This window comes from Colwellia sp. BRX8-5 (genome assembly GCF_014077325.1).
GTDB lineage: Bacteria > Pseudomonadota > Gammaproteobacteria > Enterobacterales > Alteromonadaceae > Colwellia_A.
Map to the genome: position 1 here is coordinate 1 of NZ_JACGVR010000007.1, position 25,585 is coordinate 25,585.

The 25,585-nt window shown below is 37.1% G+C and carries 25 protein-coding genes and 1 rRNA gene; 19 read left to right on the forward strand and 7 right to left on the reverse strand.

Annotated features, from left to right (window positions below; genetic code table 11):
* From rrf to H4J62_RS06820, 9 genes are all read left to right on the forward strand, one after another.
* Window positions 1-94: ribosomal RNA gene (gene rrf, locus H4J62_RS06780) — 5S ribosomal RNA — on the forward strand; the annotation flags it as partial.
* Between the two features lie 968 nt (window positions 95-1,062).
* Window positions 1,063-2,415 (forward strand): sigma-54 dependent transcriptional regulator, encoded by a 1,353-nt coding sequence (locus tag H4J62_RS06785; RefSeq protein ID WP_182214803.1) that lies wholly within the window; start codon window positions 1,063-1,065, stop codon window positions 2,413-2,415.
* A 56-nt stretch (window positions 2,416-2,471) separates the two neighbouring features.
* Window positions 2,472-3,764 (forward strand): PAS domain-containing sensor histidine kinase, encoded by a 1,293-nt coding sequence (locus H4J62_RS06790; RefSeq protein WP_182214801.1) that lies wholly within the window; start codon window positions 2,472-2,474, stop codon window positions 3,762-3,764.
* A gap of 298 nt (window positions 3,765-4,062) precedes the next feature.
* Window positions 4,063-5,316, forward strand: a complete 1,254-nt coding sequence (locus tag H4J62_RS06795; RefSeq protein ID WP_182214799.1) for an HlyD family secretion protein — start codon at window positions 4,063-4,065, stop codon at window positions 5,314-5,316.
* Window positions 5,317-5,385: 69 nt separating this feature from the next.
* A complete protein-coding gene (locus H4J62_RS06800) occupies window positions 5,386-6,090 on the forward strand; it encodes an ABC transporter ATP-binding protein (protein WP_182214797.1) in 705 nt (234 codons plus the stop codon).
* Entirely contained in the window at window positions 6,087-8,540 is a 2,454-nt protein-coding gene (locus H4J62_RS06805; protein ID WP_182214795.1) for an ABC transporter permease, read from the forward strand. The genes H4J62_RS06800 and H4J62_RS06805 overlap by 4 nt, the downstream gene beginning before the upstream one ends.
* A gap of 273 nt (window positions 8,541-8,813) precedes the next feature.
* Entirely contained in the window at window positions 8,814-9,515 is a 702-nt protein-coding gene (locus H4J62_RS06810) for an ABC transporter ATP-binding protein (RefSeq protein ID WP_182214793.1), read from the forward strand.
* A 256-nt stretch (window positions 9,516-9,771) separates the two neighbouring features.
* Window positions 9,772-10,731 (forward strand): elongation factor P--(R)-beta-lysine ligase, encoded by a 960-nt coding sequence (epmA, locus tag H4J62_RS06815; RefSeq protein WP_182214791.1) that lies wholly within the window; start codon window positions 9,772-9,774, stop codon window positions 10,729-10,731.
* Between the two features lie 79 nt (window positions 10,732-10,810).
* Complete coding sequence (locus H4J62_RS06820; protein WP_182214790.1) at window positions 10,811-11,194, forward strand: MerC domain-containing protein; 384 nt, start codon at window positions 10,811-10,813, stop codon at window positions 11,192-11,194.
* A gap of 22 nt (window positions 11,195-11,216) precedes the next feature.
* On the opposite strand, the gene glnG is transcribed toward H4J62_RS06820, so the two are convergent.
* The 4 genes from glnG to glnA all read right to left on the reverse strand — a co-directional run bounded on the left by glnG (window position 11,217) and on the right by glnA (window position 15,824).
* Window positions 11,217-12,623, reverse strand: coding sequence for a nitrogen regulation protein NR(I) (gene glnG / locus H4J62_RS06825; protein ID WP_182214788.1), 1,407 nt, complete (start codon window positions 12,621-12,623; stop codon window positions 11,217-11,219).
* Window positions 12,613-13,707, reverse strand: a complete 1,095-nt coding sequence (gene glnL, locus H4J62_RS06830; protein WP_182214787.1) for a nitrogen regulation protein NR(II) — start codon at window positions 13,705-13,707, stop codon at window positions 12,613-12,615. Before glnL ends, glnG begins: the two co-directional genes overlap by 11 nt.
* A gap of 76 nt (window positions 13,708-13,783) precedes the next feature.
* On the reverse strand, window positions 13,784-14,305 hold the full coding sequence (locus H4J62_RS06835) for a DUF4124 domain-containing protein (protein ID WP_182214785.1): 522 nt from the start codon (window positions 14,303-14,305) through the stop codon (window positions 13,784-13,786).
* Between the two features lie 112 nt (window positions 14,306-14,417).
* On the reverse strand, window positions 14,418-15,824 hold the full coding sequence (glnA, locus tag H4J62_RS06840) for a glutamate--ammonia ligase (RefSeq protein WP_070375027.1): 1,407 nt from the start codon (window positions 15,822-15,824) through the stop codon (window positions 14,418-14,420).
* Between the two features lie 342 nt (window positions 15,825-16,166).
* Here glnA and typA point away from each other — a divergent pair, with 342 nt between their 5' ends.
* From typA to H4J62_RS06855, 3 genes are all read left to right on the forward strand, one after another.
* The gene (typA, locus tag H4J62_RS06845) at window positions 16,167-17,981 is read left to right on the forward strand and encodes a translational GTPase TypA (RefSeq protein ID WP_070375026.1); all 1,815 of its coding nucleotides are present in this window, start codon (window positions 16,167-16,169) and stop codon (window positions 17,979-17,981) included.
* A 312-nt stretch (window positions 17,982-18,293) separates the two neighbouring features.
* The gene (locus H4J62_RS06850) at window positions 18,294-18,473 is read left to right on the forward strand and encodes a hypothetical protein (protein WP_182214783.1); all 180 of its coding nucleotides are present in this window, start codon (window positions 18,294-18,296) and stop codon (window positions 18,471-18,473) included.
* Window positions 18,474-18,522: 49 nt separating this feature from the next.
* Window positions 18,523-18,708: a hypothetical protein gene (locus H4J62_RS06855; RefSeq protein WP_070375024.1), complete on the forward strand. Its 186-nt coding sequence runs from the start codon at window positions 18,523-18,525 to the stop codon at window positions 18,706-18,708.
* A gap of 146 nt (window positions 18,709-18,854) precedes the next feature.
* On the opposite strand, the gene H4J62_RS06860 is transcribed toward H4J62_RS06855, so the two are convergent.
* Both H4J62_RS06860 and H4J62_RS06865 read right to left on the reverse strand, forming a co-directional pair.
* Window positions 18,855-19,505 carry a DUF2959 domain-containing protein gene (locus tag H4J62_RS06860; RefSeq protein WP_070375023.1) on the reverse strand — a complete coding sequence of 217 codons (651 nt, stop codon included), beginning with the start codon at window positions 19,503-19,505 and terminating at the stop codon, window positions 18,855-18,857.
* Window positions 19,505-19,738: a hypothetical protein gene (locus H4J62_RS06865; protein WP_070377078.1), complete on the reverse strand. Its 234-nt coding sequence runs from the start codon at window positions 19,736-19,738 to the stop codon at window positions 19,505-19,507. The genes H4J62_RS06860 and H4J62_RS06865 overlap by 1 nt, the downstream gene beginning before the upstream one ends.
* 100 nt (window positions 19,739-19,838) lie before the next feature.
* On the opposite strand from H4J62_RS06865, the gene H4J62_RS06870 reads away from it, so the two are divergent.
* From H4J62_RS06870 to dtd, 3 genes are all read left to right on the forward strand, one after another.
* Entirely contained in the window at window positions 19,839-20,720 is an 882-nt protein-coding gene (locus H4J62_RS06870; RefSeq protein ID WP_182214782.1) for a virulence factor BrkB family protein, read from the forward strand.
* A gap of 84 nt (window positions 20,721-20,804) precedes the next feature.
* Window positions 20,805-21,767: a prolyl aminopeptidase gene (pip, locus tag H4J62_RS06875; RefSeq protein ID WP_182214780.1), complete on the forward strand. Its 963-nt coding sequence runs from the start codon at window positions 20,805-20,807 to the stop codon at window positions 21,765-21,767.
* A gap of 1 nt (window position 21,768) precedes the next feature.
* Window positions 21,769-22,206 carry a D-aminoacyl-tRNA deacylase gene (gene dtd, locus H4J62_RS06880; protein ID WP_182176497.1) on the forward strand — a complete coding sequence of 146 codons (438 nt, stop codon included), beginning with the start codon at window positions 21,769-21,771 and terminating at the stop codon, window positions 22,204-22,206.
* Between the two features lie 10 nt (window positions 22,207-22,216).
* Here dtd and H4J62_RS06885 read toward each other — a convergent pair whose 3' ends face one another.
* Complete coding sequence (locus tag H4J62_RS06885; protein WP_182214779.1) at window positions 22,217-22,969, reverse strand: spermidine synthase; 753 nt, start codon at window positions 22,967-22,969, stop codon at window positions 22,217-22,219.
* A gap of 50 nt (window positions 22,970-23,019) precedes the next feature.
* On the opposite strand from H4J62_RS06885, the gene H4J62_RS06890 reads away from it, so the two are divergent.
* The 4 genes from H4J62_RS06890 to H4J62_RS06905 are packed head-to-tail and all read left to right on the forward strand — an operon-like array spanning window position 23,020 to window position 25,579.
* Complete coding sequence (locus H4J62_RS06890) at window positions 23,020-23,910, forward strand: bifunctional GNAT family N-acetyltransferase/hotdog fold thioesterase (RefSeq protein WP_182214777.1); 891 nt, start codon at window positions 23,020-23,022, stop codon at window positions 23,908-23,910.
* Window positions 23,911-23,932: 22 nt separating this feature from the next.
* Window positions 23,933-24,418, forward strand: a complete 486-nt coding sequence (locus tag H4J62_RS06895) for a nuclear transport factor 2 family protein (protein ID WP_182214775.1) — start codon at window positions 23,933-23,935, stop codon at window positions 24,416-24,418.
* Between the two features lie 17 nt (window positions 24,419-24,435).
* Entirely contained in the window at window positions 24,436-25,269 is an 834-nt protein-coding gene (locus H4J62_RS06900; protein WP_182214773.1) for an SDR family oxidoreductase, read from the forward strand.
* A 1-nt stretch (window position 25,270) separates the two neighbouring features.
* The gene (locus H4J62_RS06905; protein ID WP_182214772.1) at window positions 25,271-25,579 is read left to right on the forward strand and encodes a hypothetical protein; all 309 of its coding nucleotides are present in this window, start codon (window positions 25,271-25,273) and stop codon (window positions 25,577-25,579) included.
* Window positions 25,580-25,585 lie beyond the last annotated feature (6 nt).

The following is a 25,585-nucleotide window of genomic DNA, read 5'->3' on the forward strand; positions in this document are numbered from 1 at the left end:
GCACCACCTGATCCCATTCCGAACTCAGAAGTGAAACGCAGTAGCGCCGATGGTAGTGTGGGAGTTCCCATGTGAGAGTAGGACATTGCTAGGCTTCTAATTAAGAAAAACCCGTTACTAACGTAGCGGGTTTTTTGCTTTCTGACGTTTAAAAATACAGCATTTATACCGTAGAGCAGTAGCGTCAACGGTAGTGTGACTCATGTTCGACATGCCCATATGAGAGTAGGACATTCTCCGCTTCTATTTAGGTCGCTCTTTGCCATCCTTGGCAACGCGACATTAGTATATCCCTACACGTCAGAAACCCGTTACTAACGTAACGGGTTTTTTGCTTTCTGGCGTTTAAAAATACAGTATTTATAACTGTAGAGCAGTAGCGTCAACGGTAGTGTGACTCATGTTCGACAGGCCCATATGAGAGAAGGACATTGCTTGGCTTCTAATTAGGAAAAACCCGTTACTAACGTAACGGGTTTTTTGCTTTCTGACGTTTAAAAAAGACAGCATTTATACCGTAGAGCAGTAGCGTCAACGGTAGTGTGACTCATGTTCGACAGGCCCATGTCAGAGTCTGACATTCACCACTTCTCATTAGAAGGGGCAATCTTTAGCATTCTTGCCGCCTAATTGCATTTACCTAAGCCAACCAATTACATTTAACTACGCCACAATATCTTGGCACTATTAAACCTGTTACCTTTTGATAAATTAAACTCTGCTAATACAGACTTCTGCTATAGAACGGTCCTACTTTTCATATCAATTATTACCAATATTATGCTCACGATTTCTAGAGGAAGCGGACATAAGTATTATATTTATACATCAATTTCGCTGCTCAATTTGGGGGGATAACCATAACTATTAGCACTTTATAAATTTTATTAGTAGGTGACTTCGACTAATTTATTTAAGTTGTATTATTTGCTAAGTATAAATTTTTCTCTTATAAGCCAAGTAAAATATGATTAACTTAAAGTAACAATATTTGTCTTGTTCAATAATGATTGGCAACTTATTATATTAATTCATATTGTCAGTGAGTTATTATAAATAGTGATGTCTAAGCCTCAAATACTGGTTGTCGATGACAGCCCTGAAATCCGTTTAAGTGCAGCCTTTATTCTAGAAGACCAAGGTTTTTCGATACTTGAAGCAGAAAATCACCACTATGCCCAAGCAATATTAGCTGACAACAGTGTCGATCTAATTTTACTGGACATGAATTTTTCACTTGATACTACCTCTGGCGAGGAAGGTTTACGTTTCTTAACTTGGTTAAGTAAATCAGATTTTGTTATCCCTGTAATAGCCATGACTGGTTGGTCTAATGTTGACCTTGCTGTAAGTGCTATGAGACTTGGAGCTTGTGACTTTGTTGAAAAGCCATGGAATAATCAACGATTAATCCAAATTATTCGCCAACAGCTAAAAATGTCTGGTCTGCAAGTTCAGAATCAAAAGCTTAAACAGCAGTTAGAGTCTGTTACGGAACAAGATTTTACGTGGCGGTCTGAATCAATGGAGAAATTGTTACACCAAATAGATTCTGTTGCTGCAACTGATGCCAGTATTTTACTAACGGGTGACAACGGTACCGGTAAAAGTCATTTAGCTAAACGTATTCATGAACAATCTAATCGTGCTTTAGATGCATTTATTTCGGTAAATATGGGCGCTATTTCAGAATCTTTATTTGAAAGCGAAATTTTCGGACACAAAAAAGGCGCATTTACAGATGCTAAAGAAAATCGTATTGGTCGTTTTGAACTTGCCAAACACGGTACTCTTTTTTTAGATGAGATTGCTAATATTCCCCACTCGCAACAAGCTAAATTACTTAGAGTATTGGAATCTGGGGAATATGAAGTATTAGGTTCTAGCCAAACACAGATTGCTGATAGTAGAGTTATTTGCGCTACAAATGGTGATATCTCCAAATTAATAAGAGATGGAGATTTTCGTGAAGATCTCTATTTTCGTCTTAATACTATAGAGTTGAGAGTGCCGTCGTTGCAAGAAAGGTTTCAAGATATAGCTCCTCTTGCAAAGCACTTTATGACTCAACATGGTAAAAAGTATAAACGTGAAGAATTAAACCTTTCACTTGCAGCAATAAAAGCGTTGGAAGCATATCATTGGCCTGGTAATGTCCGAGAAATGAGTCATTTAATGGAGCGTGCGGTTTTGTTAGCTCAGGGGGATAACTTGGAACCAGAAGATCTACATCTTTCTATGATTAAACAGAACAACAGGTTGCCTATGATGACACTAGAGCAGGCTGAAAAAACTCTAATCGAACAAGCACTCGAGCAAAATCATAATAATGTGCCTAAAGCATCGATAATGCTTGGGTTAACTAAATCATCTATGTACCGCCGACTAGAAAAACACGGTATAAACATTCAGTAGTAGCATTAAAGTTAAAATCGAAATGTTATACCGTCTTAAAATACGAGTCCGATCTTATGAAATTATTTATCTTTAAATCCTTAGAGCAGCTTTTACAAGTTTGTTTTATTACCACGAGTTTTATTATAGTAAGCTTGTGGATGGTTATTGGAATAATTCAGGATTGGACAGCGTTAAATATTGTTTTAACCAGTACTGGAGTTGCTGCAGTTTTTTTCTTATTATTCTCTTATATATATAGTAGAACCATTATTGCTTTTAAACGTGCAAGTATGCATCTTGACGCTGTTCGTAATAATGATTATTGTCAGTATTCGAAACCTGCTTTCACTAAAGGTAAGGTCATAGAGTTTCATCAAGATCTCAAAAATTTGAGTTCTCATTTACAATTACTCAAGTCACGCTACGATCAACATATTTTCCTTGTTTATCGACTTATCGAACAACTTGACAGCCCTATTATGGTCTTTGATGAACGACCTCAACTTACTTATGCCAATACAGCCTTTAATGAATTATTCCCCCAACCGTGGCAGATTTTTAGAAATTCCTCTCCAGGGTTATTAGGTCTTGAATATGTAGATAATAATTGGCGTTTCAAAGAAAAACCATGTGACAATAAATGGCAAATACGCCACAGCGAGTTTATTGATCAAGGTAAAACTCATCATTTAATGGTTTTTGTTAATATTGAATCCGCATTGAGGCAAAGCCAGCTTAGTGCTTGGCAACAGCTTATTCGAGTACTCGGACATGAAATTCGTAATTCATTAACGCCAGTATCTGCATTAGCACAAGGATTAAGTTTAAAAGCAGAGGGTGAAAGAGAAAAAAAAGCCCTAGATGTTATCACCGAACGATGCCAGCACTTGGAAGAATTTGTCAGTAGATATGCTTCTATCACCAAACCATTTCATTTAAATTGCCAAATGATTTCGGTCACTAATATCGCTCAACGTATTCAGAGACTACTTAAAGATATTGATTTTGAAATTGAAATAAAAACAGAAAATTTTTGGGCTGATCCTGCTTTTATTGAACAGGTTTTGTTAAATGTGATTAAAAATGCCGACGAGGCTTCTGAACCTGGAGAGAAAATAAAACTGGTCTTTAGGGAAAAAGGAAACACATCATTAATTGAAGTCGTTGATAACGGTCACGGATTTGCTAATTTAGATAACCTTTTTGTTCCATTGTATTCAACTAAGCAAAATGGTCAGGGTATAGGATTGAGTTTTTGCCGAAATATTATAGAACATCACAAGGGCACCATTGAACTTATAAACAACACTAATGCGTCCGGTGTTACGGTTTCAATATCCCTCCCATTGCCTTCAATTACATCTTAAAATTTAATTACATCTACTAACTCTACTACAAATATTTATCAGTTATTTTAATCACTGAATCTTTACGTCACTTCTTATTAATTTTTCAATTGTTTTATATTTTACTGATAGAGTAATTTTTTTACCTTTCACTATAACTGGTTCATATTCGGTTCGTTTAGTTCGATAGCGGTCTACTTTATAATAAAATAATGTAAAAACAAATATATCTCATTGATATTGTTGCTTAATGTTTGTTGGCACAAATTTCGCTATAAGTATTAATTATTAGAAAATATTTATTCAAGGTGTCTCCTAAATGGATGTGAAAAAAGTAAAAACCAAGCAAAGCAAACTCAAATCAATGCCAGTGTACAGTGCTGTTGCGATTTTTTTGCTCGCTGCCCTGACTTGGTATGTGAGTACTCAAACTGGTGGTACTTCGGTTAAGCGTGACGACATGCTTTTTGGCACAGTAAAACATGGTGATTTACAGGTGGAAATCGAAGGATATGGTGCACTACGCAGTGATAAACAGGTACTCATTACTTCACTAACAAGTGCCACAGTTCAGGAAATTGTTCTTAAACCTGGCGCTCTAGTAACAGCGGATAGTATTATTATTCAACTGGCTAATCCTGAATTACAACAACAGGTAGATAGTGCAGTTAGAGAGCTATCTCAACAAAAAGCAAACTTACGACAACTAAAGTTAAATCAAAAACGTGAGATTCTTAACGAAAGTGGCAATTTTGCAGAATTGGAGGCGCGTTACGAAACAGCGAAAGTTAAACTAGAAGCACAGTCTGGTTTGGTTAAATCGGGCATAGTTTCAGTACTTGATTATAAAGAAAGCTTTGTTCAAGAAGCGCAGCTTAATAAGCGTATCAAAATCCATAAACAACGTACTACGGCTCTAAAGTTAGTTAATCAAGAAGCTATAAATATACAGAACGAACAAATAATGCAACAACAAGGGCAGTTAGATATCGCGCAAAACCGACTCGAACGCCTTACCGTTAAAGCGGGTTTTGATGGTGTATTACAACGCCTATCAGTTGAGTTGGGTCAAAGCCTCGCAGCGGGACAAGAAATTGCTCTTATAGGAAGCGTCGAAAATCTTATTGCTTTAGTTAGAGTGCCTCAAAGTAAAGCGCAACAAATATTTATTGGTCAAAAGGCTATTGTTGATACACGTCGAGACAAAATTGTAGGCACCGTTTCACGCATTGATCCCGTCGTAGTAGACAATACCGTTGAAGTTGAAATAGCGTTACCTGATCAACTGCCAGCGAGTGCTCGCCCGCAACTAAGTGTTGATGCCGTTATCATTACAGAGACCTTAGCTAACATCACCTATATGGAACGACCGGTCAACGGTCTAGCTAATTCAAATTCAAGTTTATTCCTACTTGATGATTCAAATAACGCAGCAATAAGAACCAAAGTAGAATTCGGTAAAGAAGCCGGTCGTTACATCCAAATAATTAAAGGAGGCAAAGTTAATGACATTTTTATTGTGTCTGATTTGTCGCTTGTGAAAAATTCAGAGCTGACTATAGACAGCTTTTAAATGCTATTTAGTCAATAACGTTAATTACAAATAATTTAAAAAATTCCCACACATTTAAGGAAAATGAATATGTCTGAAATAAAAATTGAAATGAAGAGTATTAGTAAAGTATTTGAAACTGATGATGTTGAAACCCATGCATTAAAAGACGTTGATATTGTTATTCGTGCAGGAGAATATGTTTCTATTGCAGGCCCGTCAGGGTGTGGTAAGTCTACGCTACTTTCTCTATTGGGTTTATTAGATATGTCTAGTTCAGGTTCTTATACAATAGAAGGGCTCGACGTCAGCTCACTCACTCTTGATGAAGCTGCTGCTATTCGTAATGAAAAAATAGGTTTTGTTTTTCAATCATTTAATCTCATTGATGAACTCTCTGTGTTTGATAACGTGGCGTTACCCTTACAATATAAAAAAGAACTTCCAACAGACGAATTTATTAAAGCAAGAGTTGAAGCCTGTTTAAAAATGGTAGAAATGAGCCATAGAGCTGACCATAAACCTAACCAGTTGTCGGGTGGACAGCAACAGCGTATTGCTATTGCTCGTGCATTGGTTGCCGATCCTGCAATATTACTCGTTGATGAGCCAACAGGTAACCTTGATTCACAAAGTGGTGACACTGTAATGGCAGTATTAGCTGAACTCAATAAAAACGGCACGACTATTTGTATGGTTACACATGATGCGCGTTACGCTGACATGGCTAATATTCAACTTAGATTGCTTGATGGGCAAATTGTCAAAGATGAAGCATTAAAGGTGGCAGTATGAGGAAATTAATTCTTCGACATAAACAAGCTTGGGCCAGTCTGAAAAAGAAACCTGGCTTTGTATTAACCGTATTAATGACCATGGGTATTACTTTAGGCGCTTTGCTATGTGCTGTAACATTAAACTATTTGTTATTAGTTGAGCCATTACCTTACCCAGAGCAAGACAGACTTTTTGTCGCTCAACATAAACTTATTGGCGCTGAAAAAGAAACCAAAGGTGTTGCTTATACCTATCCTGGATTAGTGCACTTATACAAGAGTAAAGAAGCATTTGAACAAGCTGCCATCATGATTTATGGGCAAGATGTTATTATTTCTCACAGCAGTCAACCGCTTGTTAATACTGCATATGTAACACCTGAATTGCACCAGATCTTAGCATCTCCAATGGCAATGGGTCGAATGTTTGAAGCCAGTGAAGCAATGGATACTAATAATCCTGTTGCAATGCTTAGCTATAATACTTGGAAGAAAGAGTATAAAAGTAGTGCTGATATTCTTAATCAAAAAATTAACCTTAGTGGTATCAGTTACCGAATTGTTGGCGTTTTATCTGAAAATTTTGTTGAACCTGAACTGAACGGAATTGGACGAGAAACACAAGTTTGGATGCCATGGGACTATAATCAGACAGGTAATGGTCAGAGACAAAGCTTTGGCAATATAAACGGTGGTCTTAAGTTTATTGGTCAATTAAAAAATGATGTGAGTAAAAGCCAAGCAGAACAACTGTTAACTCCCTTAGTAAGTGATCGTTGGCAAGAAGGTGTTGCTGAGATAGGTTTTTTCAAGGGTTGGTCAATTGTTATGATTGTAACCCCAGTTAAAGAAATTATTCTCGGTGACAGTGAATCTATTGCGATAAAGCTGTTAGCGGGTGTGATTGGTTTAGTTTTGATCGCTTGTCTTAACATCACAAATCTGTTTATGGCACGTACGGCCGAAAAGCAACGACAAATGGCTATTCAAGCGGCGATTGGGGCGACTAAAAAACATTTATTTAAAGGCATGCTTGCTGAAACAAGTTTGTTGATGTTTATGTCTATAATCATTGCCTTGGTGCTTGCTAAAGTCGGATTTAGTGTAATGCAACAATATTTGGGTGCTATATTACCTAGGGTTAGCGAGTTATCTATTAACCCGGTAACCTTTGGTAGTGCAGTGTTAATTACCGTTGTATTTGCATTGTTTTTCGCAAAATTAAGTACCAGTATGATCAATTACCGCGCACTAAATACCACGTTGCAAAGCAGTGGTAAGGGCAGTGGTTTACAGGTATCTAAAAAAATTCGTCAGGTGTTAATTGCCAGTCAGGTAGCATTAGCAACAGTGTTAGTATTTGCTAATATTAGCTTACTTAAAGATGCGGTTAAAACCATTAATGCACCCATTGGTTTTACAACAAATAACATTTCTACTTTAATTTTAAACTTTTCATCGACAGAATTTCCAACTGAGGAAGAAGCGATTCCAATCATGGCTGAAATAATGGATAAACTTGAAGCACTTCCTCAAGTAGAATCGATTAGTCAGACACGATCACCACTTGATGGCTTTAATGTTAGAGCACTAACAAATGTTAGTAATAATGAAAGGTATACTCCTTATTTTAATGGGATTGATCATACTTATTTTAATATGATTGAGCAGCAGATATTACAGGGTGACAACTTTACTGAAATAGACCGTAAAGATGGCAATAATATTATGATTGTTAACCAAGCCTTTGCTAAGCAGTTGAAAGCTGATAGTGATGTCATTGGTTTGCAAATATCGACAGGTCGCCCTGAGCCATTTAAAATCGTGGGTATTGTAAAAGACATTTCTATTCCTAACGATACACCTATAGGAAGCGACAATGCTGATATAGGAGTTCCAAGAGCTTATATACCCAATAACCTAGGCAACCAAAGCTTTATGCTTAAGGTTAAACCTGGTCAGACTGTTAGTCGTGAACAACTCGGTAAATTATTGTCCTCGGTTGATTCTAGATATTCTGTTTTTAGTTATAAATCTGCTGATGACATTCTAACTCAAAGATTGTTTGCTGAAATTACTACAGCCGTTACTACTGCAGTTTTAGCGAGTTTGGTATTTTTACTGGCAGGCATAGGTTTATATGGAATTTTGAGCTACGGCACTCAACTTAGATGCTTTGAGCTTGGCGCCCGCATGGCCATAGGTGCAACACGTAAACACTTGCTTTCAATGATAATTAACGATAATACGAAAGCTGTATTGATTGGTTTTGTCGGTAGTGTCGTATTGTTTGCTATCGCTTACATTGGAATGAGTGAATACATTCAACCATTTATTACTTGGCAAGCATTACCTATGGTAGTGGCTAGTTTAGTCTTGATTATAATGGTTACTTTATTCGCCTGTTACTGGCCTTTAAGGCAATACATTAACAAGCCAGCGATATTTAGTTTGCGTGGTAGTGATTAAGTTCATGACTTTGAATAATGTCATGTTTAAAATTAAAATTTTAGCGTAACTCTATGAATTAATAATACACGTGGACGTGACGCGATTTTATAAAATAAAGGTGGGCATGGCCCACCTTTTTTATTGTTAGTCATTTAGCTAAACTTAATTCGTTTACCTTAAATTATAGAATAAGCTGGTAAATACAAAAGCACATTTTTAGCTTAAACTATGATTTATAGACACCTATGACTATCTCTTTATTTCGAAATTACAGGGAGACTAAGCGTTTCAATGACAATACCCATAATTAAAGTGCAAAAATTAGACAAGGTGTTTAGCAACGATGACATGCTAACCCATGCACTGCAAGGCATAGACCTTGAAATCCAACAAGGTGAGTATATTTCAATTTCTGGCCCTTCAGGTTGTGGGAAATCGACTTTACTATCTATTATGGGGCTGCTAGATTTTGCTACTACAGGTAAGCTTTTTTTCGAAGGTGTTGATGTCAGCAACCTCACTTTAGAACAAACTGCTGCAATCAGGAATAAGAAAATTGGCTTTATCTTCCAGCAATTTAACCTGATAGATGAATTAAGCGTATACGACAATATAGCCCTGCCATTACGTTATGCAAAGCAACCTATTAGTGAAGAAGATATAAATAAAAAAGTTGATTACTGCTTGGATGTAGTTGGTATAGCCCCACTGGCCAGGCGTAGGCCTACCCAACTTTCTGGCGGCCAACAGCAGTGTGTTGCTATTGCTCGCGCCCTAGTCGCTGACCCTGCTATTTTATTAGTGGACGAGCCGACGGGGAATCTGGATTCTAAAAGTAGTGACCACGTTATGGCAATACTAGAGGCTTTAAATAATCAAGGGACTACACTTTGTGTTGTTACTCATGACATAGATTATGCTGAAATGGCAAAACGTAAGATCTATCTGCTTGACGGTCAGGTATTAGGCCAAACTCGCTTAAACCACCAGTGAATATTTTAAGTACAATCAGAATATACGACTATTTTATAGGCTATTTGTGAGTTTTTTAAGTATTGAGACTCACCAAGTAACTTACTCATTGAACGTACATCGCTAACAATTATACGATAGCGTTGAAAAGTTATTCCCCTCTTTTTCAATATAGCGCTTTAGATATTTCTTATAGTTATCTGTCTACTTCTCAGATGATTAGCTTTTCGTATATACTCTATAGAATTATATTTTTTATTCTAAGTAGTGTACGTAAATGAAGTGGGAAGTAGCTAAGTCTAGAGGAAGTGTTATTAATGAGATCAGAGATTTTTTTAAAAATAAAAATGTTATCGAAGTTGAAACACCATCACTCTCTATGGGAACAGTAACAGACCCTTACCTTGATGCCTTTAGCACCCAATACAACTATTTAGATAACAGCGATATAAATCAATCTCAACAACTATATTTACAAACTTCACCTGAGTTTCATATGAAACGACTACTTGCTTCAGGTTATGGCTGTATTTTCCAAATCTGTAAAGCATTTCGTCATGAAGATTCAGGCCGTTATCACAATCCTGAGTTCACCCTATTAGAATGGTACCGTATAGGTTTTGATCAACACGATTTAATGGCTGAAGTTGATGAACTATTATCTACAGTCGTAAAAACGCCAAAATCTGAAAAAATATCCTATCAAAATTTATTCATTAAATTCGTCAGTATAGATCCTTTAACAGCAACTTTTAATCAATTATATGAGGTTATCGAGTTACAGGGTAAAGCCGCAGATTGGTTGTATGAATCAGATGATTGTGACTTATTACTACAGTTTATCTTTTCAGAAATTATAGAAAAGAATATTGGCTTATCTCGACCATGCTTTGTCTATAATTTTCCAATTGCGCAAGCTTCTTTAGCTAAAGAATGTGTTGAAGATAACCGTGTCGCCCAAAGATTTGAATGCTATTTTAAGAGCGTTGAGTTAGCAAATGGCTTTAATGAATTAACAGATGCTGATATTCAAATAACAAGATTTGAACAAGATAACAGTAAACGTCAACAACTAGGACTTGTTACTAAAAATATAGATGAGAACTTTATTAAAGCTCTACAATCAGGGCTACCACAATGTGCAGGAGTAGCTTTAGGTATCGACCGCTTAATGATGATCGCGCTAGAAAAAAGTGCTATTGAGGATGTAATTTCTTTTCCGATAGAACGCGCTTAAAAGTTTTGTGATACTATATCAATTGTGATATTATCCACTTTTAACAGTAATTATTATCTAATTGTAAGGGGAGTATAAAGTGCTTGATCGTATTGGAATAACCGCAACATCACTTTGTGCGCTTCATTGTATCTTATTACCGGTATTGTTACCGGCACTGCCTTTACTAGGATTAAGCTTTTTAGCTGACCATGCATGGGAACATGTATTTTTATTAATGACCGCTGCACTAGGTACTTTAGCCTTGTTTTCCGGTTTTAAAAAATACCATAGAAAATATTACCCTTTCTACTTACTTTTTTTAGGCGTTGGTATTTACTGGATAAAGCATGATTTTTCAGAAGATATTCAGCCATTCTTTATTGTGATTGGCGCAAGTTTGATTGTAGCTGCCCACATCATTAACTTGAAATTATGTAACAGTTGTAAACAGTGTATCAGTGATACATGTGAAAGTAGCTAAACAGCTACCTTCACATATGTCTTTACATATTAAGCTCTTTTAACTTTCTTGTTAGGGTATTTCTTCCCCAACCTAATTTTTTAGCAGCCTCTTGCTTTCTGCCTTGTGTATAATGAAGCGCACGTTCTAATAGTATTTTCTCAAATTCAGGCAAAGCGGTATCAATAATATTGTTATTCCCTTTGGCTAATTGCTCATCAACCCACTCTTGCAACGCAACTGGCCATGATGAAGCTTCTGCAGTAGGGTTTGTTAATGATGTGTTCTCAGCAAGTTCGCTCGGTAAATCATCTAATATAATTTCTTTACCACTTGCCATTACCGTTAAGTAACGACAAATATTTTCAAGCTGACGAACATTTCCTGGCCACGCACATTGCTGTAAATAACTAAGAGTGGCTTTATGCAGGGTTTTTTGTTCAACCTCTAATTCTTTTGCTGCTAAATGTAAAAAATGATTAATAAGCTGTTCAATATCTTCCTTGCGTTCACGTAAACTGGGTAACTGTATTCTAATGACATTTAAACGGTGAAATAGATCTTCACGAAAATCACCATTACTGACTTGAACTTCTAGGTTCTGATGTGTAGCCGCAATGATCCTTACGTCAACTTTAATCGGTGAATGACCACCAACGCGATAAAATTGTCCATCGGCGAGCACACGTAACAAACGTGTTTGAATATCTAAAGGCATATCGCCAATTTCATCAAGAAACAAGGTTCCTTTATGCGCTTGTTCAAAGCGACCCTGTCTTACGGCATTCGCGCCAGTAAACGCACCTTTCTCATGGCCAAATAACTCTGATTCAATTAAATCTTTTGGTATTGCAGCCATATTTAAGGGAATAAAGGGAGCATTCGATCGTGGACTATGCGTGTGAAGCGCATGTGCAACAAGCTCTTTACCTGTACCAGACTCGCCATTAATGAGTACACTGATACTCGAACGTGATAGTCGTCCAATTGCCCTGAAAACTTCTTGCATAGCTGGAGCCGCACCAATTATCCCAACAGGATCAGGTGCTACTATAGAATGCTTACGTTTAGCACTTTGTTCTCGAGCATGTGTTAGCGCCCGTTTTGTTAGAGAGATAGCTTCGTCAGTATCAAAAGGTTTAGGTAAGTATTCAAATGCCCCACCTTGATAGGCATTTACAGCACTATCGAGATCAGAATGTGCAGTCATTATGATCACCGGTAGGTTAGGGAAATTCTCACTAACACGGCTAAGTAAAGTCATACCATCAATATTTGGCATCTTTATATCAGAAATTATTATTTCTGGTTGTTGATGCTCTAGGGCGATGAGTAAGTCTTCAGGTTTCTCAAAAGAGGCTACAGATATATTTGCTCCTGATAAGGCTTTTTCCAACACCCAGCGAATAGAACTGTCATCATCTACAATCCAAACTTGCTCAACATTCATTATTATTCTCTTCTTGTAAAGGCAGTAAAATTAAAAACTCAGTATGACCCGGTCGGCTATAGCAAGATAATTTACCCTTGTGCTGTTGCACTAAGGTTTGTGAAATAGACAAGCCTAAACCTGTACCGTTATCGCGTGCAGATACCATAGGGTAAAATAGAGTGTCTTGAATCTTTTTTGGAATACCAGGGCCATTATCAATAACACTGATTTGAACACAGAGCTTTACCCGTCTTCCATTAATGGTTTTATTACTAGCGGCTCTTGTTTTTAGGGTTATGTTACAACCCTCATCAATAATTTGAACGGCGTTGTTAACAATATTCAAAACAGCTTGTTGAAGCTTATCTTGATCAAAACTTATTTCAGGAATAGAGGGGTCATAGTCTCTAATAAATTTAATATTTTTAGGGTTGTTAAAATTAATCAGCTTAAAAACTTTTTCTAAGACAATATGAATATTTTGTTCTGCCATCTGAGGTAATTGATTAGGGCCTAAAAGCTTATCAACCAAATTAGTTAAACGGTCGGCTTGTTCAATAATCATTTCAGTATATTCTTGTTGCTCTTGCGTCAATTCTTTACTTAATAATTGTGCAGCGCCACGAAGACCGCCCAATGGATTCTTAATTTCATGAGCAAGCCCGCGTATCAAATCTCGAGACGACTCCCATTGCTGGTGTTGAAATGCTTCGATACTCATTTGTTTTTGCTGATCAATCTGTTTGAATTCTAAGATAATATGTGGCTGTTTGCTGAATTCAACAGACGAGGCTGTTATTTCCACGGTAATACGGCTGTGATCAAAAAATTCAATGGTGACATCACTGTCACTAAATTCTTGGCCTGAAGTCAGCAGCTGCTCTAAACGTTCCTTTTTAATCGGAGAATTGTAGAAGACTGTTGTTATTGGTAAGTTGCACAGCTTGTTAAAACTCTTAACTAATAGCGCTTCTGCTGCAGGGTTAACATATTTAATCGTTAATTTATTATCTAGCACTACAAGTGCTGTAACCATCTGATTTGGCAGCTTTTGTTGGTAGCTAAATTTTAATTGTTGATCTCTACTGCTGTTGCTAGACATAAAAACCTTTTGCACTGATGTAGTGCGACAAAATAGTAATGTAGTTACATTTGGTGCAAGTTGCAGCAAATGCTACTTAATTTGCGTTATTAACCGATGCTCTATGCATATAAAAGGTTATAGGTTTTGACGATGCAATTATCTTGCCTTTTTCATTAAGTAATTGCATTTTTATGATATGTTCGCCTCGATCTATATTTCGTAGCACAAACATCGAGTGAGATTGCGGAGGTTGATGGGGTTTACCATCTAAAAAAAGTTGAATAGCTAAGCCTTGTTTAAAGATAGGTTTGATACTACCTGCTATGTAAACAGAGCCAGTGTTGTCTCTAACCGTGGCATTTTGTTTAGGTTGGTTGATTTCAACTTGGTAATCATCTTTGATAATTTTTGGTGTTAAATCTAGCATTGAGGTATCAACAGAAGAGGCAGTATTGGGTTCTCTTATTTCAACTTCTTCCGCACCAGTTTGAGGGCTGTCAGAAAAAACTAAGATACCATCATCACTTCTCCAAACATAAATTTTGGTTGCCGTCGCAAAGGTATTACAACTAAGTAATGTGATAATTAAAGTTAATAACAATAAAGAATAACGCAAAAATTTAGCTCAACTTAAGATACTTACCTTAAACTTATATAATTAATCGTCTATTTGCCACAAAAAAGCTCACCGAAGTGAGCTTTTTTTTCATTTAATCATATAGTCGAGATTATACGCTGTAATATAATTCAAACTCTAATGGATGAGTTGTCATGTTTACGCGTTGTGATTCAGCACGTTTAATAGCAATGTATGCATCAATCATATCTTTATCCATAACACCACCAGCGATTAAGAACTCATAATCAGCTTCTAAGCTTTGTAAAGCATCTTCAAGTGATGTTGCTACTTGTGGAATAGCTGCAGCTTCTTCTGCTGGTAAATCGTATAAATCTTTATCCATCGCATCACCAGGATGAATTTTGTTTTTAATACCATCAAGACCAGCCATTAATAAAGCAGTAAAAGCTAAATATGGGTTTGCTGCTGGATCAGGGAAGCGAGCTTCAATACGCATTGCTTTTGGTGATGGAACAATCGGTATACGAATTGATGCAGAGCGGTTACGTGCAGAATATGCAAGCATTACCGGCGCTTCAAAATGTGGAACTAAACGTTTGTAAGAGTTAGTAGCTGGGTTAGTAAAAGCATTCAATGCTTTAGCATGCTTAATAATACCGCCAATATAATAAAGCGCCATTTCAGATAAGCCGCCGTATTTATCACCAGCGAATAAGTTAACACCGTCTTTAGCAAGTGATTGATGAACATGCATACCAGAGCCGTTGTCGCCAACTAATGGCTTAGGCATGAAAGTCGCTGTTTTACCGTAAGCGTGAGCAACGTTATGAACAACATACTTGTATATTTGAACTTCATCAGCTTTTTTAACTAAGGTATTGAAGCGACATGCAATTTCGTTTTGACCAGCCGTTGCTACTTCATGGTGATGCGCTTCAACAACTAAGCCCATTTCTTCCATAACTAAACACATGGCTGAACGAATATCTTGTGATGAATCTACAGGAGATGTTGGGAAGTAACCGCCTTTAACGCCTGGACGGTGACCCATATTGCCTTCTTCGTATTCAGTACCTGAATTCCAAGCGGCTTCTTTATCATCAATTTTATAGAAAGAACCACTCATATCAGTACTAAAGCGTACATCATCAAATAAGAAGAATTCTGGCTCAGGACCAATTAATACAGTATCAGCGATACCTGTGCTACGTAAGTACTCTTCAGCGCGTTTAGCAACTGAACGAGGATCACGGCTGTAACCTTGCATTGTACTTGGTTCTAAAATATCACAACGAATATTTAATGTTACTGCATCTGTAAAAGGATCTAATACCGCTGAATCAGCATCAGGCATCATTACCATGTCAGATTCATTAATACCTTTCCAACCTTCAATAGAAGAACCATCGAACATTTTACCGTCTTCAAAAAAGTCTTCATTTACTTGGTGATAAGGAATTGAAACGTGTTGCTCTTTACCTTTTGAATCAGTAAAACGTAGGTCTACAAATTTAACATCGTTGTCTTTGATTAAATCTAATACGGCTTGTGACATGTAAAGTCTCCAGTGTCATTAAAATAAAATACGTTTGCATTTCGCATGATGGGCATAAAGCGAAATTCATGCCAATAGATAAAGCCTTTATATATAAGGTGTTAACTTATTTACTAAAGCCTACTTGCACCACTACTGTGCGTGAGCTGCGCTAAATTGGTGCGCCTGCTGGTTGTTGGTGCTTAAGAGTATAACAGGGCATTACGATTCGTGTATGGAGAATTTAATAGGAGCTGAAATATTTGTTGCTGTCTTTGTTGACTTCGTTGCTGTATAATTCGCGCCCAATTATAGCCCTATATTCTTTTGATGAAAAAGTCTTGCAAGAAGTGAGTAAAACCCGTGTTAGATAAATTACGTAATGTTGCCATCATAGCCCACGTTGATCATGGTAAAACAACTTTGGTTGATAAATTATTAGAACAATCAGGTACCCTTGATGCCCGCGGCGGTCTTGAAGAGCGCACGATGGATTCGAATGATATCGAAAAAGAACGTGGTATCACAATCTTAGCTAAAAATACGGCTATTAACTGGAACGGTTACCGTGTAAACATCGTAGATACTCCTGGCCATGCTGATTTCGGTGGTGAAGTTGAGCGTGTTATGTCAATGGTAGATTCGGTTTTACTTATTGTTGATGCACAAGAAGGCCCTATGCCACAAACGCGTTTCGTAACGAAAAAAGCGTTTGCTCAAGGTTTAAAGCCAATCCTTGTTATTAATAAAGTTGATAAGCCTGGTTCTCGTCCTGATTGGGTTATGGACCAAGTTTTTGAATTGTTTGACAACCTTGGCGCTACAGATGAACAGCTTGACTTTAAAGTTGTTTACGCTTCAGCAATCAATGGTTGGGCTTCGCTTGAAGAAGGCGTAACCGGCACAGACATGACTCCTTTATTTGATACTATTCTTAAAGAAGTGCCTGCACCAACAGCGGATCCAGATGGTCCATTCCAAATGCAAATATCTCAACTTGATTACAGCTCTTACTTAGGTGTAATTGGCGTTGGCCGTATTACTCGTGGTTCTGTTAAACCAAACCAACAAGTAACGATTAAATTAGCAACTGGCAAGATCCATAACGCTAAAGTTGGTAAAGTATTTGGTTACTTAGGTCTAGAAAGACTTGATATCGAAGAAGGTTTTGCTGGCGATATTATTGCTATTACTGGTTTAGGCGAGTTAAAAATATCAGATACGGTTTGTTGTCCTACAGAAGTTGAAGGCTTACCAGCATTATCTGTTGATGAACCTACTATCAATATGACTTTCCAAGTAAACACTTCACCATTTTGTGGTAAAGAAGGTAAGTATGTTACTTCACGTAACATCAAAGACCGTTTAGACAAAGAATTAATTCACAACGTTGCTTTACGTGTTGAGCAACTTCCTGATGCTGATAAATTTAAAGTATCAGGTCGTGGTGAGCTTCACTTAGGCATTTTAATCGAAAACATGCGTCGCGAAGGTTTTGAGTTAGCGGTATCACGTCCTGAAGTTATTATTCGTGAAATTGATGGTCAAATACAAGAACCTTATGAAAACGTGACTATTGATGTTGAAGAGCAGCATCAAGGACCTATCATGGAAAGAATGGGTGTTCGTAAAGCTGAATTAACAGATATGGCACCTGATGGAACGGGTCGTATTCGTATGGACTTCATCATGCCAAGTCGTGGTTTGATCGGTTTCCAAACTGAATTCATGACATTAACGTCAGGTTCTGGCTTAATTTATCATACATTTTTTGAATACGGACCTCATAAAGGTGGCGATATTGGCCAGCGTAAAAATGGTGTAATGATCGGTAATGCAACAGGTAAAGCATTAACGAATGCAATATTCAACTTACAATCACGTGGTCGTATGTTGATCGGACACGGTGTTGATATTTATGAAGGTCAAGTTATTGGTATTCATAGCCGCGACAACGATTTAACAGTAAACGCTCTTAAAGGTAAGCAGTTAACTAACGTTCGTTCATCAGGTACTGATGAAGCACAAACGTTAACACCGCCTATCGTTATGTCACTTGAACAAGCGCTTGAGTTTATTGATAACGATGAGCTAGTTGAAGTTACACCACTGAGCATTCGTATTCGTAAAAAGCTTTTAAAAGAAAATGAACGTAAGCGTGATACTCGTCCTAAATAAGCCTCTTATCTAGACGATTGATAAAAACCAGCTTCGGCTGGTTTTTTTGTCAGTAAATTTGAGTAAGCCTAAACGTAATATTGCGTAAGACATGTCTTAAAAATATATAGGAAGTAACACAATACACGGTTAATAAAGTGGATGACTGTGTTTTAATCTATTGTTTTTTAATGAAAATTAATTAAGTGAGTCAGTTATGTCTAAATGTTGAGTTGACGCTAATCATTACACCTCACTGGTGAATATTAGTTTTAGTGATACGATTAGTTGCATGTGAACTTTGAAAGTAACGGTGCAGGGAGCAAACTTATTATGGAGCAGAGAAAATTAACTCGTTTAAATGATCTATTTGAAAAAGCTGTTGCTGATAAAGCTAACGTTATCGAACGCAGAGAGTTAAAAGTCCTTTATCAAGAGTACATCGATGATGGCAGGGAAATAGTTTTGCCGGTACAAGTCGCTATTTACCACCAACATGCCACGGCTTCATAACGACCAAGCGGTATCTTTAAAGAATATTATTAAGAAAGGGAATTTCGAAATGTCTCCAGAGCAACTCAAAGTGTTACAACGATTAAGTCAACTTTTTGAAGAAGGCCGAGCGGGTCCGAGTCAAATAAGAGAGCTGTCAAGCTTACTTACTGCTATTAACCAAAACCAAGATCGAAGTGATGTTTTTGCTAATCCCCCCTTTTCACACGCTAGATCAAGTAATGACACGTTATAACTTATAATCTCAGCAACATAAAACCCTACCAATAAAGAGTAAGTCTCTGTCATTAAGTTGATGGCGGCTCATTTAACATAAACAAGCTACCATCTATTATCACTCACCAGTACTAAGCAGACACTCATAAAAGTGCTCCTTTTGTACTAAGGGTTCTTAAGTGATTTTATGAATGTTTGTGATTTGTTAATTGAATTGTTCATTTCGTTAATTAAGCGTTCAACATCTTGTTCAATTAATTTATATTCTGTTTTAAGCTCACCGATAGCTCGCGCATTAAGATTATGTTTTAAATAAAGCATATTATCTTTAAGCGCATCAAGAATAGGTTGCATTCTCTTCTCCGCATTACGCATTGATTCAATCACTGAAGTATAACGATTTTGTGTTTCGTTATAACGCGATTGACTTTGACGTTTTAATGATTGATTAGTAAATTGTTCTAATTCACTATTCCATTCATTAAACAAAGCTTCAGCGACAGCTTCAATTGAATTAATACGAGCAGTTACATCCTCAGCAGCAACTTTACTCGTATGATAGTGATCATTACTTATTTCATATTGTTGTTGCAGTTCACCACCATCAAAATTTACTAATGCAGAGAACTGTTCTAAGGCATTTTTAAATTCTTCTTTTGCTTCCTCTTGTGACTCAGTAGCAGTTTCAACACGATCGATCAATATATCACGTTTATGTTTACCTACTTTTTCCATGGCCGAATAGTAAGCAGATTGACAGCCGACTATTGACAGTAAAAGAAAAAATAACGAGACCTTAATTGTAATCTTATTCATTAGTTCCTACCTTTATAGCGAGCAGCATCGATGACTGCCCACAGATGAAAAATAAGACCAGGAACCGCCATAAAGAATAAGATTCCTGTCGCTGCTAATGTGTAGTTAACCCAGGTTAACAGGAAAAACAGGATTGCTGCGAGGATCCTCCCTTGAACTAATTGACCTAAACCTGCAATAAAAAAACTACATATTGCCGCTAAAACATTACCACCTGAACCTTGATTAGACATCATTACTCCTACGTTAAATTTTATTACGATTATTATCACTATCACTTGCTTAGCAATTATCATAATATATTGTACACCATAAGATAATAACTAATTTGTAATGAACTGGATTAAAAGCATTAAAAACAACCAGCAAAGTCAGACTATTTGGCACTTTTGTTTGTTTTTTATAAATAGAATATTAAAAGAGCAAATACACATTACTGCCGGTTACTTATCTTATGTAACCCTGATGTCGCTGGTGCCTTTGATTGTAGTCATGTTGTCAGTTATGACCGCTTTTCCTATCTTTACTGATATTAAAGAAATTATTGAAAATTTTGTTTATCAAAATTTTATGCCTGCTGCGGGTGATGTGGTTAAAGAACATATTACCGGTTTTGTCACGAATGCTTCAGAGATGTCAGCTATCGCCATTAGTTTTTTATTCTTATTTGCCCTATTGCTAATTTCTGCCATTGACACCAGCTTAAATAAAATTTGGCGGGTCACAACCAAAAGACGCATTGTTACCGCTTTTTCTATGTACTGGATGGTACTGACTCTTGGACCCGTCTTAATGGGCAGTAGTATAGCGGCAACTTCATATATTGTTTCTTTGATATCGATAGGGAATTATGACGTTTTCGGCCTTACCAATATAGCGTTAAGAGCTTTGCCTATTTTTGCTTCGATTGGCGCATTCCTTATTTTATATATGGTGGTGCCTAATAAAGTGGTACCGCTTAAACATGCCTTGTTTGGTGCAACATTAGCGGCACTTTTATTTGAAGTCGCAAAAAAAGGCTTTGCTTTTTATATCACGCAACTCCCTTCTTATGAAGCTATTTACGGTGCTCTAGCGGGTATTCCGATTCTTTTTTTATGGGTGTATTTATCTTGGCTAGTCGTGCTTTTCGGTGCATTGTTTACGGTCAGCTTAGAAAATTTTAAACCAGAAGATCACCAAAGAGAACACTTAGATAAGCATCAGATAAGTTAATTTATAAAGGCTTGTTTGAAACTGACAGTTTTTAATATTTTGCGCCATAATATTATTTATGGTCTCAATAAACAGAGTAAATACATGTCACGGTCTTTATATCCTAAAATAGCAACATATTCTGAAGAGTTGTTACCTGTTGGGGGGCAGCATCAAATATATCTCGAGCAGTCGGGTAACCCAACAGGAATACCTGTGTTATACCTTCATGGTGGTCCTGGTAGCGGTTCAAGCGAGAACCATCGGCGTTATTTTGATCCTGAACTGTATCGTATTATTTTATTTGATCAGCGAGGTTGTGGGCGCTCAAAGCCCTCTCCGTCCGTACTAGATAATACCACCGTTCATTTAATTGACGATATCGAAGTTATTCGTCAACACCTAAATATTGAACAGTGGTTAATTTGTGGTGGCTCATGGGGAACAACTTTAGCACTAACCTATGGTATCGCTCATTCAGATAAAATCTTAGCTTTTATCTTACGTGGTGTATTCCTCGGGACTCGATCTGAATATCAATGGCTTTACAGTCAGAAGGGGGCAAAAAATTTTTTCCCAGAGTACTATCAAGAATTTGTTGAACACTTACCAGCCGAGCTACAACATTCTCCACTGTCAGGTTACCACCAAGTACTCAATTCAAGTAATGAGGTCGCGGTGATCTCGGCCAGTAAAGCTTGGACATTATGGGAATTAAGGTTATCAACCCTTGAGCATCACCATATAGGTCTGGCGCATGTTGATGACGCCCATCAAGCTCTATGCATGGCAAAGGTATCAAGTCATTACTTTACTCAAGATTGTTTTATCAATGAGAATTACATTTTAGAAAATATTGATAAACTAACCGCGATCCCTGCGATTATTCTTCATGGCCGTTACGACATGGTTTGTCAGCTTAATAATGCTTTTTCACTGACTAAATTTTGGGATAACGCGCAATTACAAATTTTGCCTTGTGCAGGACATAGTGGTTTTGAGCGACAAACTATTGATGCATTTTGTCGAGCGAGCGATACTATGGCAAATTTTCTAGCCGAGCAATAAAATGATCGCAGTTATTCAAAGAGTTTCACAAGCAAGCGTTACGGTTAATCAACAAGTAATAGGGAAAATTGATCGAGGGATTTTAGTGTTACTTGCCATTGAGCCTGACGACAACGAAACTAAAGCGAAACGATTAGCGCAACGGATTGCCGGTTATCGTATCTTTGAAGACGAAGTAGGAAAAATGAACCTAAATGTTAGCGATATTGACGGAGAAATTTTAGTTGTTTCACAATTTACACTAGCCGCCGATACGCGTTCAGGTATGCGCCCAAGCTTTACTTCTGCAGCTAAACCAGAAGTCAGCATCCCACTATATAATTATTTCTGTTTACAATTGCGTGGTCATGGTTTTGCCGTGCCTACGGGCGAGTTTGGTGCTGATATGAAAGTAGCACTAGTGAATGATGGTCCCGTTACCTTTACACTCACTTGCTAAGCGCAATGAACTATTGCATGCCATGTCGCCAATATTTACGCCAGCGTTTAAATGTTCTCGCGGGTAGCACGGTGTTAGCAAGTAAGCTCTCTTCAGCTTGACTTAACATATCGTAGGGCAGTAAATGAATAATAACATTTAAGTAATGAGGAATATGAAAGTACACTAGCTGTTTAGTTGGAGCGAGTACTTTTAACTCGGCGAGAAAATAATTAATTTCTTCGTTTGATGGGCTTGGCAAGTTAAGTGATAAAACAGCTTGCTCGTCCACTTTTTTTAAGATATTTTTGGTTAAAATCAATGAGTCGTTAATAGACTGATTTTTATGGTAAATATCACAAATAAACCAATCAGGTTTCATTTTTTTATGGTGATGAAGCCAATCTAGTGCCGAGCAATGATGCAAATTAACCTTGGTAGCTTGTGGATTAAAAAAGCGTTCGAAACATTCAATAACTTCTTGTGAATATTCAATGGTGTGTAAGGTTAAATCAGGTAAATAATGCAATAAAAATCGTGCTAAATTACCACCACCTAAGCCAAATTCCACAACTTTTTTAGGGCGAAAAAAAAGTAAAGGTGATAATAAGCTGATTTGATGAGGAAATGTGAGCTGTGAGGGCTTGCGCTTTAGCATCATGCTTTGTACGACATTATCAAAAGCTAACCAACGATAGTGTTGGTTTTCACTCACCGAAATGGAGTCATCATTTTGCGTGTAGTAACTTAATTGACCCTGTTGGATATTTTTAACTAATTTCATAATAGCGTATACGAACGAATCTTTTTAATTGTTATAGGTAAGCATAACCAATGTTTGAGTGTCGAGCACCCATAAGCCAGCAAGAATTTGACCAATACTACCACTTACGCTGGACAATATTACGTAAACCATCACAACAAAAACAAGGAAGTGAAAAAGATGACTTGGAAAAACAAGCGATTCATCGAGCGATTTTTGATGATAAAGGTAATATTATCGCTGTTGCCCGTCTTCACTTTTGTAGCTTGTTAGCAGGGCAAATTCGTTATATGGCGGTTGCTGATGATTTTCAGGGCAAAGGGTTAGGGCAGCAGTTAATACTCGCCCTTGAACAGTTTGCGAGCCGTTTAGGTGTCACTAAGCTCTCTTTGAAAGCGCGAGAACAAGCGATCAGCTTCTATGAAAAACAATCTTATAAAAACATTGGCTTTTCGCACTTATTATTCAATAAAATTAAGCATTTCAATATGGAAAAAACGCTTGTAAGCGATGATTTTCATTGTGATGAACTATCAACAGCACTGCAAAATACTTGGCATAGCACTATACCAATGAGCAAAGCGATGAAAGTGACGGTTGGTTATTATGATCAACAAAATTTAGTCACGACTTGTGATGAGCTTTTTAATAAAAATTTACACAATACTATGTTTGCGGGCAGTATCTACACATTAGCAACATTAACGGGATGGGGCTGGGTTTATTTGTTAATGGAACAGAAAAATCTTATGGGCAATATAGTGTTAGCTGATGCCAAGATTAGATATCATAGCCCAATAGCAGGAATAGCTTTTGCAAAAACAGGACGCTCGTTAAGCTCTGGCAATATTGATAACTTAGTGACCAAGCAGAAAATAAAACTCTGCGTTGAAGTTCAGGTAATGAGTGGAGAAAAGGTAGCCGCAACTTTTAATGGCTTATATTTTGTTCTACCAAAATGAGCCAAATTTAGGATTTGATACCATGATAAAAATTATAGTTTGTCTTATAGGCCTCTGTCTTTTTAACGCCAGTGTATTTGCAAACAGTGACATAGATAAAGTGCTAGATACTTTTCATCAAGCTGCTGGCGATGCTGACCAAAAAATTTATCTTGATTTACTTGATGAGCAAGCCGTATTTTTAGGCACTGATGGTCAAGAGCGCTGGACAAAAAAACAATTTACTGAGTTTGTTACTCCTTATTTCAGTCAAGGACAAGGTTGGCGCTATAAATCTCGTCAAAGAAATATTACGCTTATTGCATCAGCAAATAATAGCGAACAATTGGCGTTTTTTGACGAGTTACTCGACAATAGTCACTATGGCGAATGTCGGGGATCTGGCGTGCTTAAGTTGACGTCTGATGGTTGGAAAATATTACAGTATAATCTTTCTATACCAGTTCCTAATATTATTTCAACAGACGTTGTCAGTAAAATTAAAGAATATCATCAAAAGAATCGTTAATAAATTAAGGGAATACGATGGTAAAAAATGTTGCGATTATAGGTTGTGGTTGGCTTGGCCACGCTTTAGCAAAGCAATTGTTGAGAGAAGAATATCGCGTCACTGTAACGGTACAAAGTGAAGAGAAAAAGCAAAGACTAGCTAAAGAGCAAATAGATACAGAGCTTTTGATTTTACCTGTTGAAGATCCTAAATCAACAGTGTTAAGTGTTTTTGGTCACGATACGCTTATTATTTCTATAACACCACAGATCCGCCAAGGGCGAAGCGATTACCCTGAAAAAGTTGCGCAGTTAATTGAAATGGCTGAACTAGGGCGTGTAAAAAAAATTGTCTTGTTAAGTAGTACTGCTGTCTATAATGGTTTGTCAGGTTTAGTTGATGAACAATCAGTGCTAGATATGAACGCTGATAAAGTGGCTACTCTTATTCGCGCCGAAAAAGCAGCAGAGGCCTTTTCAGGCGAAACAGTTATATTGCGCTTGGCCGGATTAGTTGGGCCTGAGCGCCACCCCGGTAGGTTTTTGCAAGGAAGAAAATTACTTTCTGACCCACAAGCCTTTATCAATCTAATCCATCAGGACGATGCGGTTGGTGTTTTAATGGAGATAATTAAAGATGAAAACATTAGGGGTATTTATAACGTGGTCAGCGCTACGGAAACGTCTAAACAACATTATTACCATGCGGCTGCTGAAGCTTTAAATTTGCCGCTGCCAGAGTTCTCGTTTGAAACATCAATGCGTTTTGGTAAACGTATTAATGATGAAAAACTGCGTAATAGTTTTACTTATCAATTTACTCATGATGATTTAATTGTTTGGTTATATAAATCGGTTGCAGGGTTATAAGATGCTTAAAGCTTGGTTAACCAACAAAGCCACTCAGTTGTTTTTTGTTCTATGGTTGCATATTTCGTTATTAAACTTATTTTTTGTTAACAAACGAGGCGTTGTGTTTTTGTGGCAACAAAATAGCGAACTGAACACCTTACTTACTCATTTTATTACTGCTTTAATTGCGGCCATTATTTATATTGCCATCACTAAAATACGAATAGGTTTAGCGGAAAAAAAACTCACGATGGGTAATAATGTTTTTGTGGTGGGCTCAGTGGTTATGGTGTTACTCATTGGCTTTTTTTTATTTTCAAGTGAGTAACATAAT

Coding starts and splice junctions, on each gene's coding strand:
- glnL (WP_182214787.1), bottom strand. CDS start 13,707: ATGTCTAGCAACAGCAGTAGAGATCAACAATTAAAATTTAGCTACCAA.
- H4J62_RS06905 (WP_182214772.1), top strand. CDS start 25,271: ATGCTTAAAGCTTGGTTAACCAACAAAGCCACTCAGTTGTTTTTTGTT.
- H4J62_RS06810 (WP_182214793.1), top strand. CDS start 8,814: ATGACAATACCCATAATTAAAGTGCAAAAATTAGACAAGGTGTTTAGC.
- dtd (WP_182176497.1), top strand. CDS start 21,769: ATGATCGCAGTTATTCAAAGAGTTTCACAAGCAAGCGTTACGGTTAAT.
- H4J62_RS06855 (WP_070375024.1), top strand. CDS start 18,523: ATGTCTCCAGAGCAACTCAAAGTGTTACAACGATTAAGTCAACTTTTT.
- H4J62_RS06795 (WP_182214799.1), top strand. CDS start 4,063: ATGGATGTGAAAAAAGTAAAAACCAAGCAAAGCAAACTCAAATCAATG.
- epmA (WP_182214791.1), top strand. CDS start 9,772: ATGAAGTGGGAAGTAGCTAAGTCTAGAGGAAGTGTTATTAATGAGATC.
- H4J62_RS06800 (WP_182214797.1), top strand. CDS start 5,386: ATGTCTGAAATAAAAATTGAAATGAAGAGTATTAGTAAAGTATTTGAA.
- H4J62_RS06805 (WP_182214795.1), top strand. CDS start 6,087: ATGAGGAAATTAATTCTTCGACATAAACAAGCTTGGGCCAGTCTGAAA.
- glnA (WP_070375027.1), bottom strand. CDS start 15,824: ATGTCACAAGCCGTATTAGATTTAATCAAAGACAACGATGTTAAATTT.
- H4J62_RS06900 (WP_182214773.1), top strand. CDS start 24,436: ATGGTAAAAAATGTTGCGATTATAGGTTGTGGTTGGCTTGGCCACGCT.
- H4J62_RS06785 (WP_182214803.1), top strand. CDS start 1,063: ATGTCTAAGCCTCAAATACTGGTTGTCGATGACAGCCCTGAAATCCGT.
- H4J62_RS06890 (WP_182214777.1), top strand. CDS start 23,020: ATGTTTGAGTGTCGAGCACCCATAAGCCAGCAAGAATTTGACCAATAC.
- H4J62_RS06870 (WP_182214782.1), top strand. CDS start 19,839: ATGAACTGGATTAAAAGCATTAAAAACAACCAGCAAAGTCAGACTATT.
- H4J62_RS06885 (WP_182214779.1), bottom strand. CDS start 22,969: ATGAAATTAGTTAAAAATATCCAACAGGGTCAATTAAGTTACTACACG.
- H4J62_RS06895 (WP_182214775.1), top strand. CDS start 23,933: ATGATAAAAATTATAGTTTGTCTTATAGGCCTCTGTCTTTTTAACGCC.
- glnG (WP_182214788.1), bottom strand. CDS start 12,623: ATGAATGTTGAGCAAGTTTGGATTGTAGATGATGACAGTTCTATTCGC.
- pip (WP_182214780.1), top strand. CDS start 20,805: ATGTCACGGTCTTTATATCCTAAAATAGCAACATATTCTGAAGAGTTG.
- H4J62_RS06790 (WP_182214801.1), top strand. CDS start 2,472: ATGAAATTATTTATCTTTAAATCCTTAGAGCAGCTTTTACAAGTTTGT.
- H4J62_RS06860 (WP_070375023.1), bottom strand. CDS start 19,505: ATGAATAAGATTACAATTAAGGTCTCGTTATTTTTTCTTTTACTGTCA.
- H4J62_RS06865 (WP_070377078.1), bottom strand. CDS start 19,738: ATGTCTAATCAAGGTTCAGGTGGTAATGTTTTAGCGGCAATATGTAGT.
- H4J62_RS06850 (WP_182214783.1), top strand. CDS start 18,294: ATGGAGCAGAGAAAATTAACTCGTTTAAATGATCTATTTGAAAAAGCT.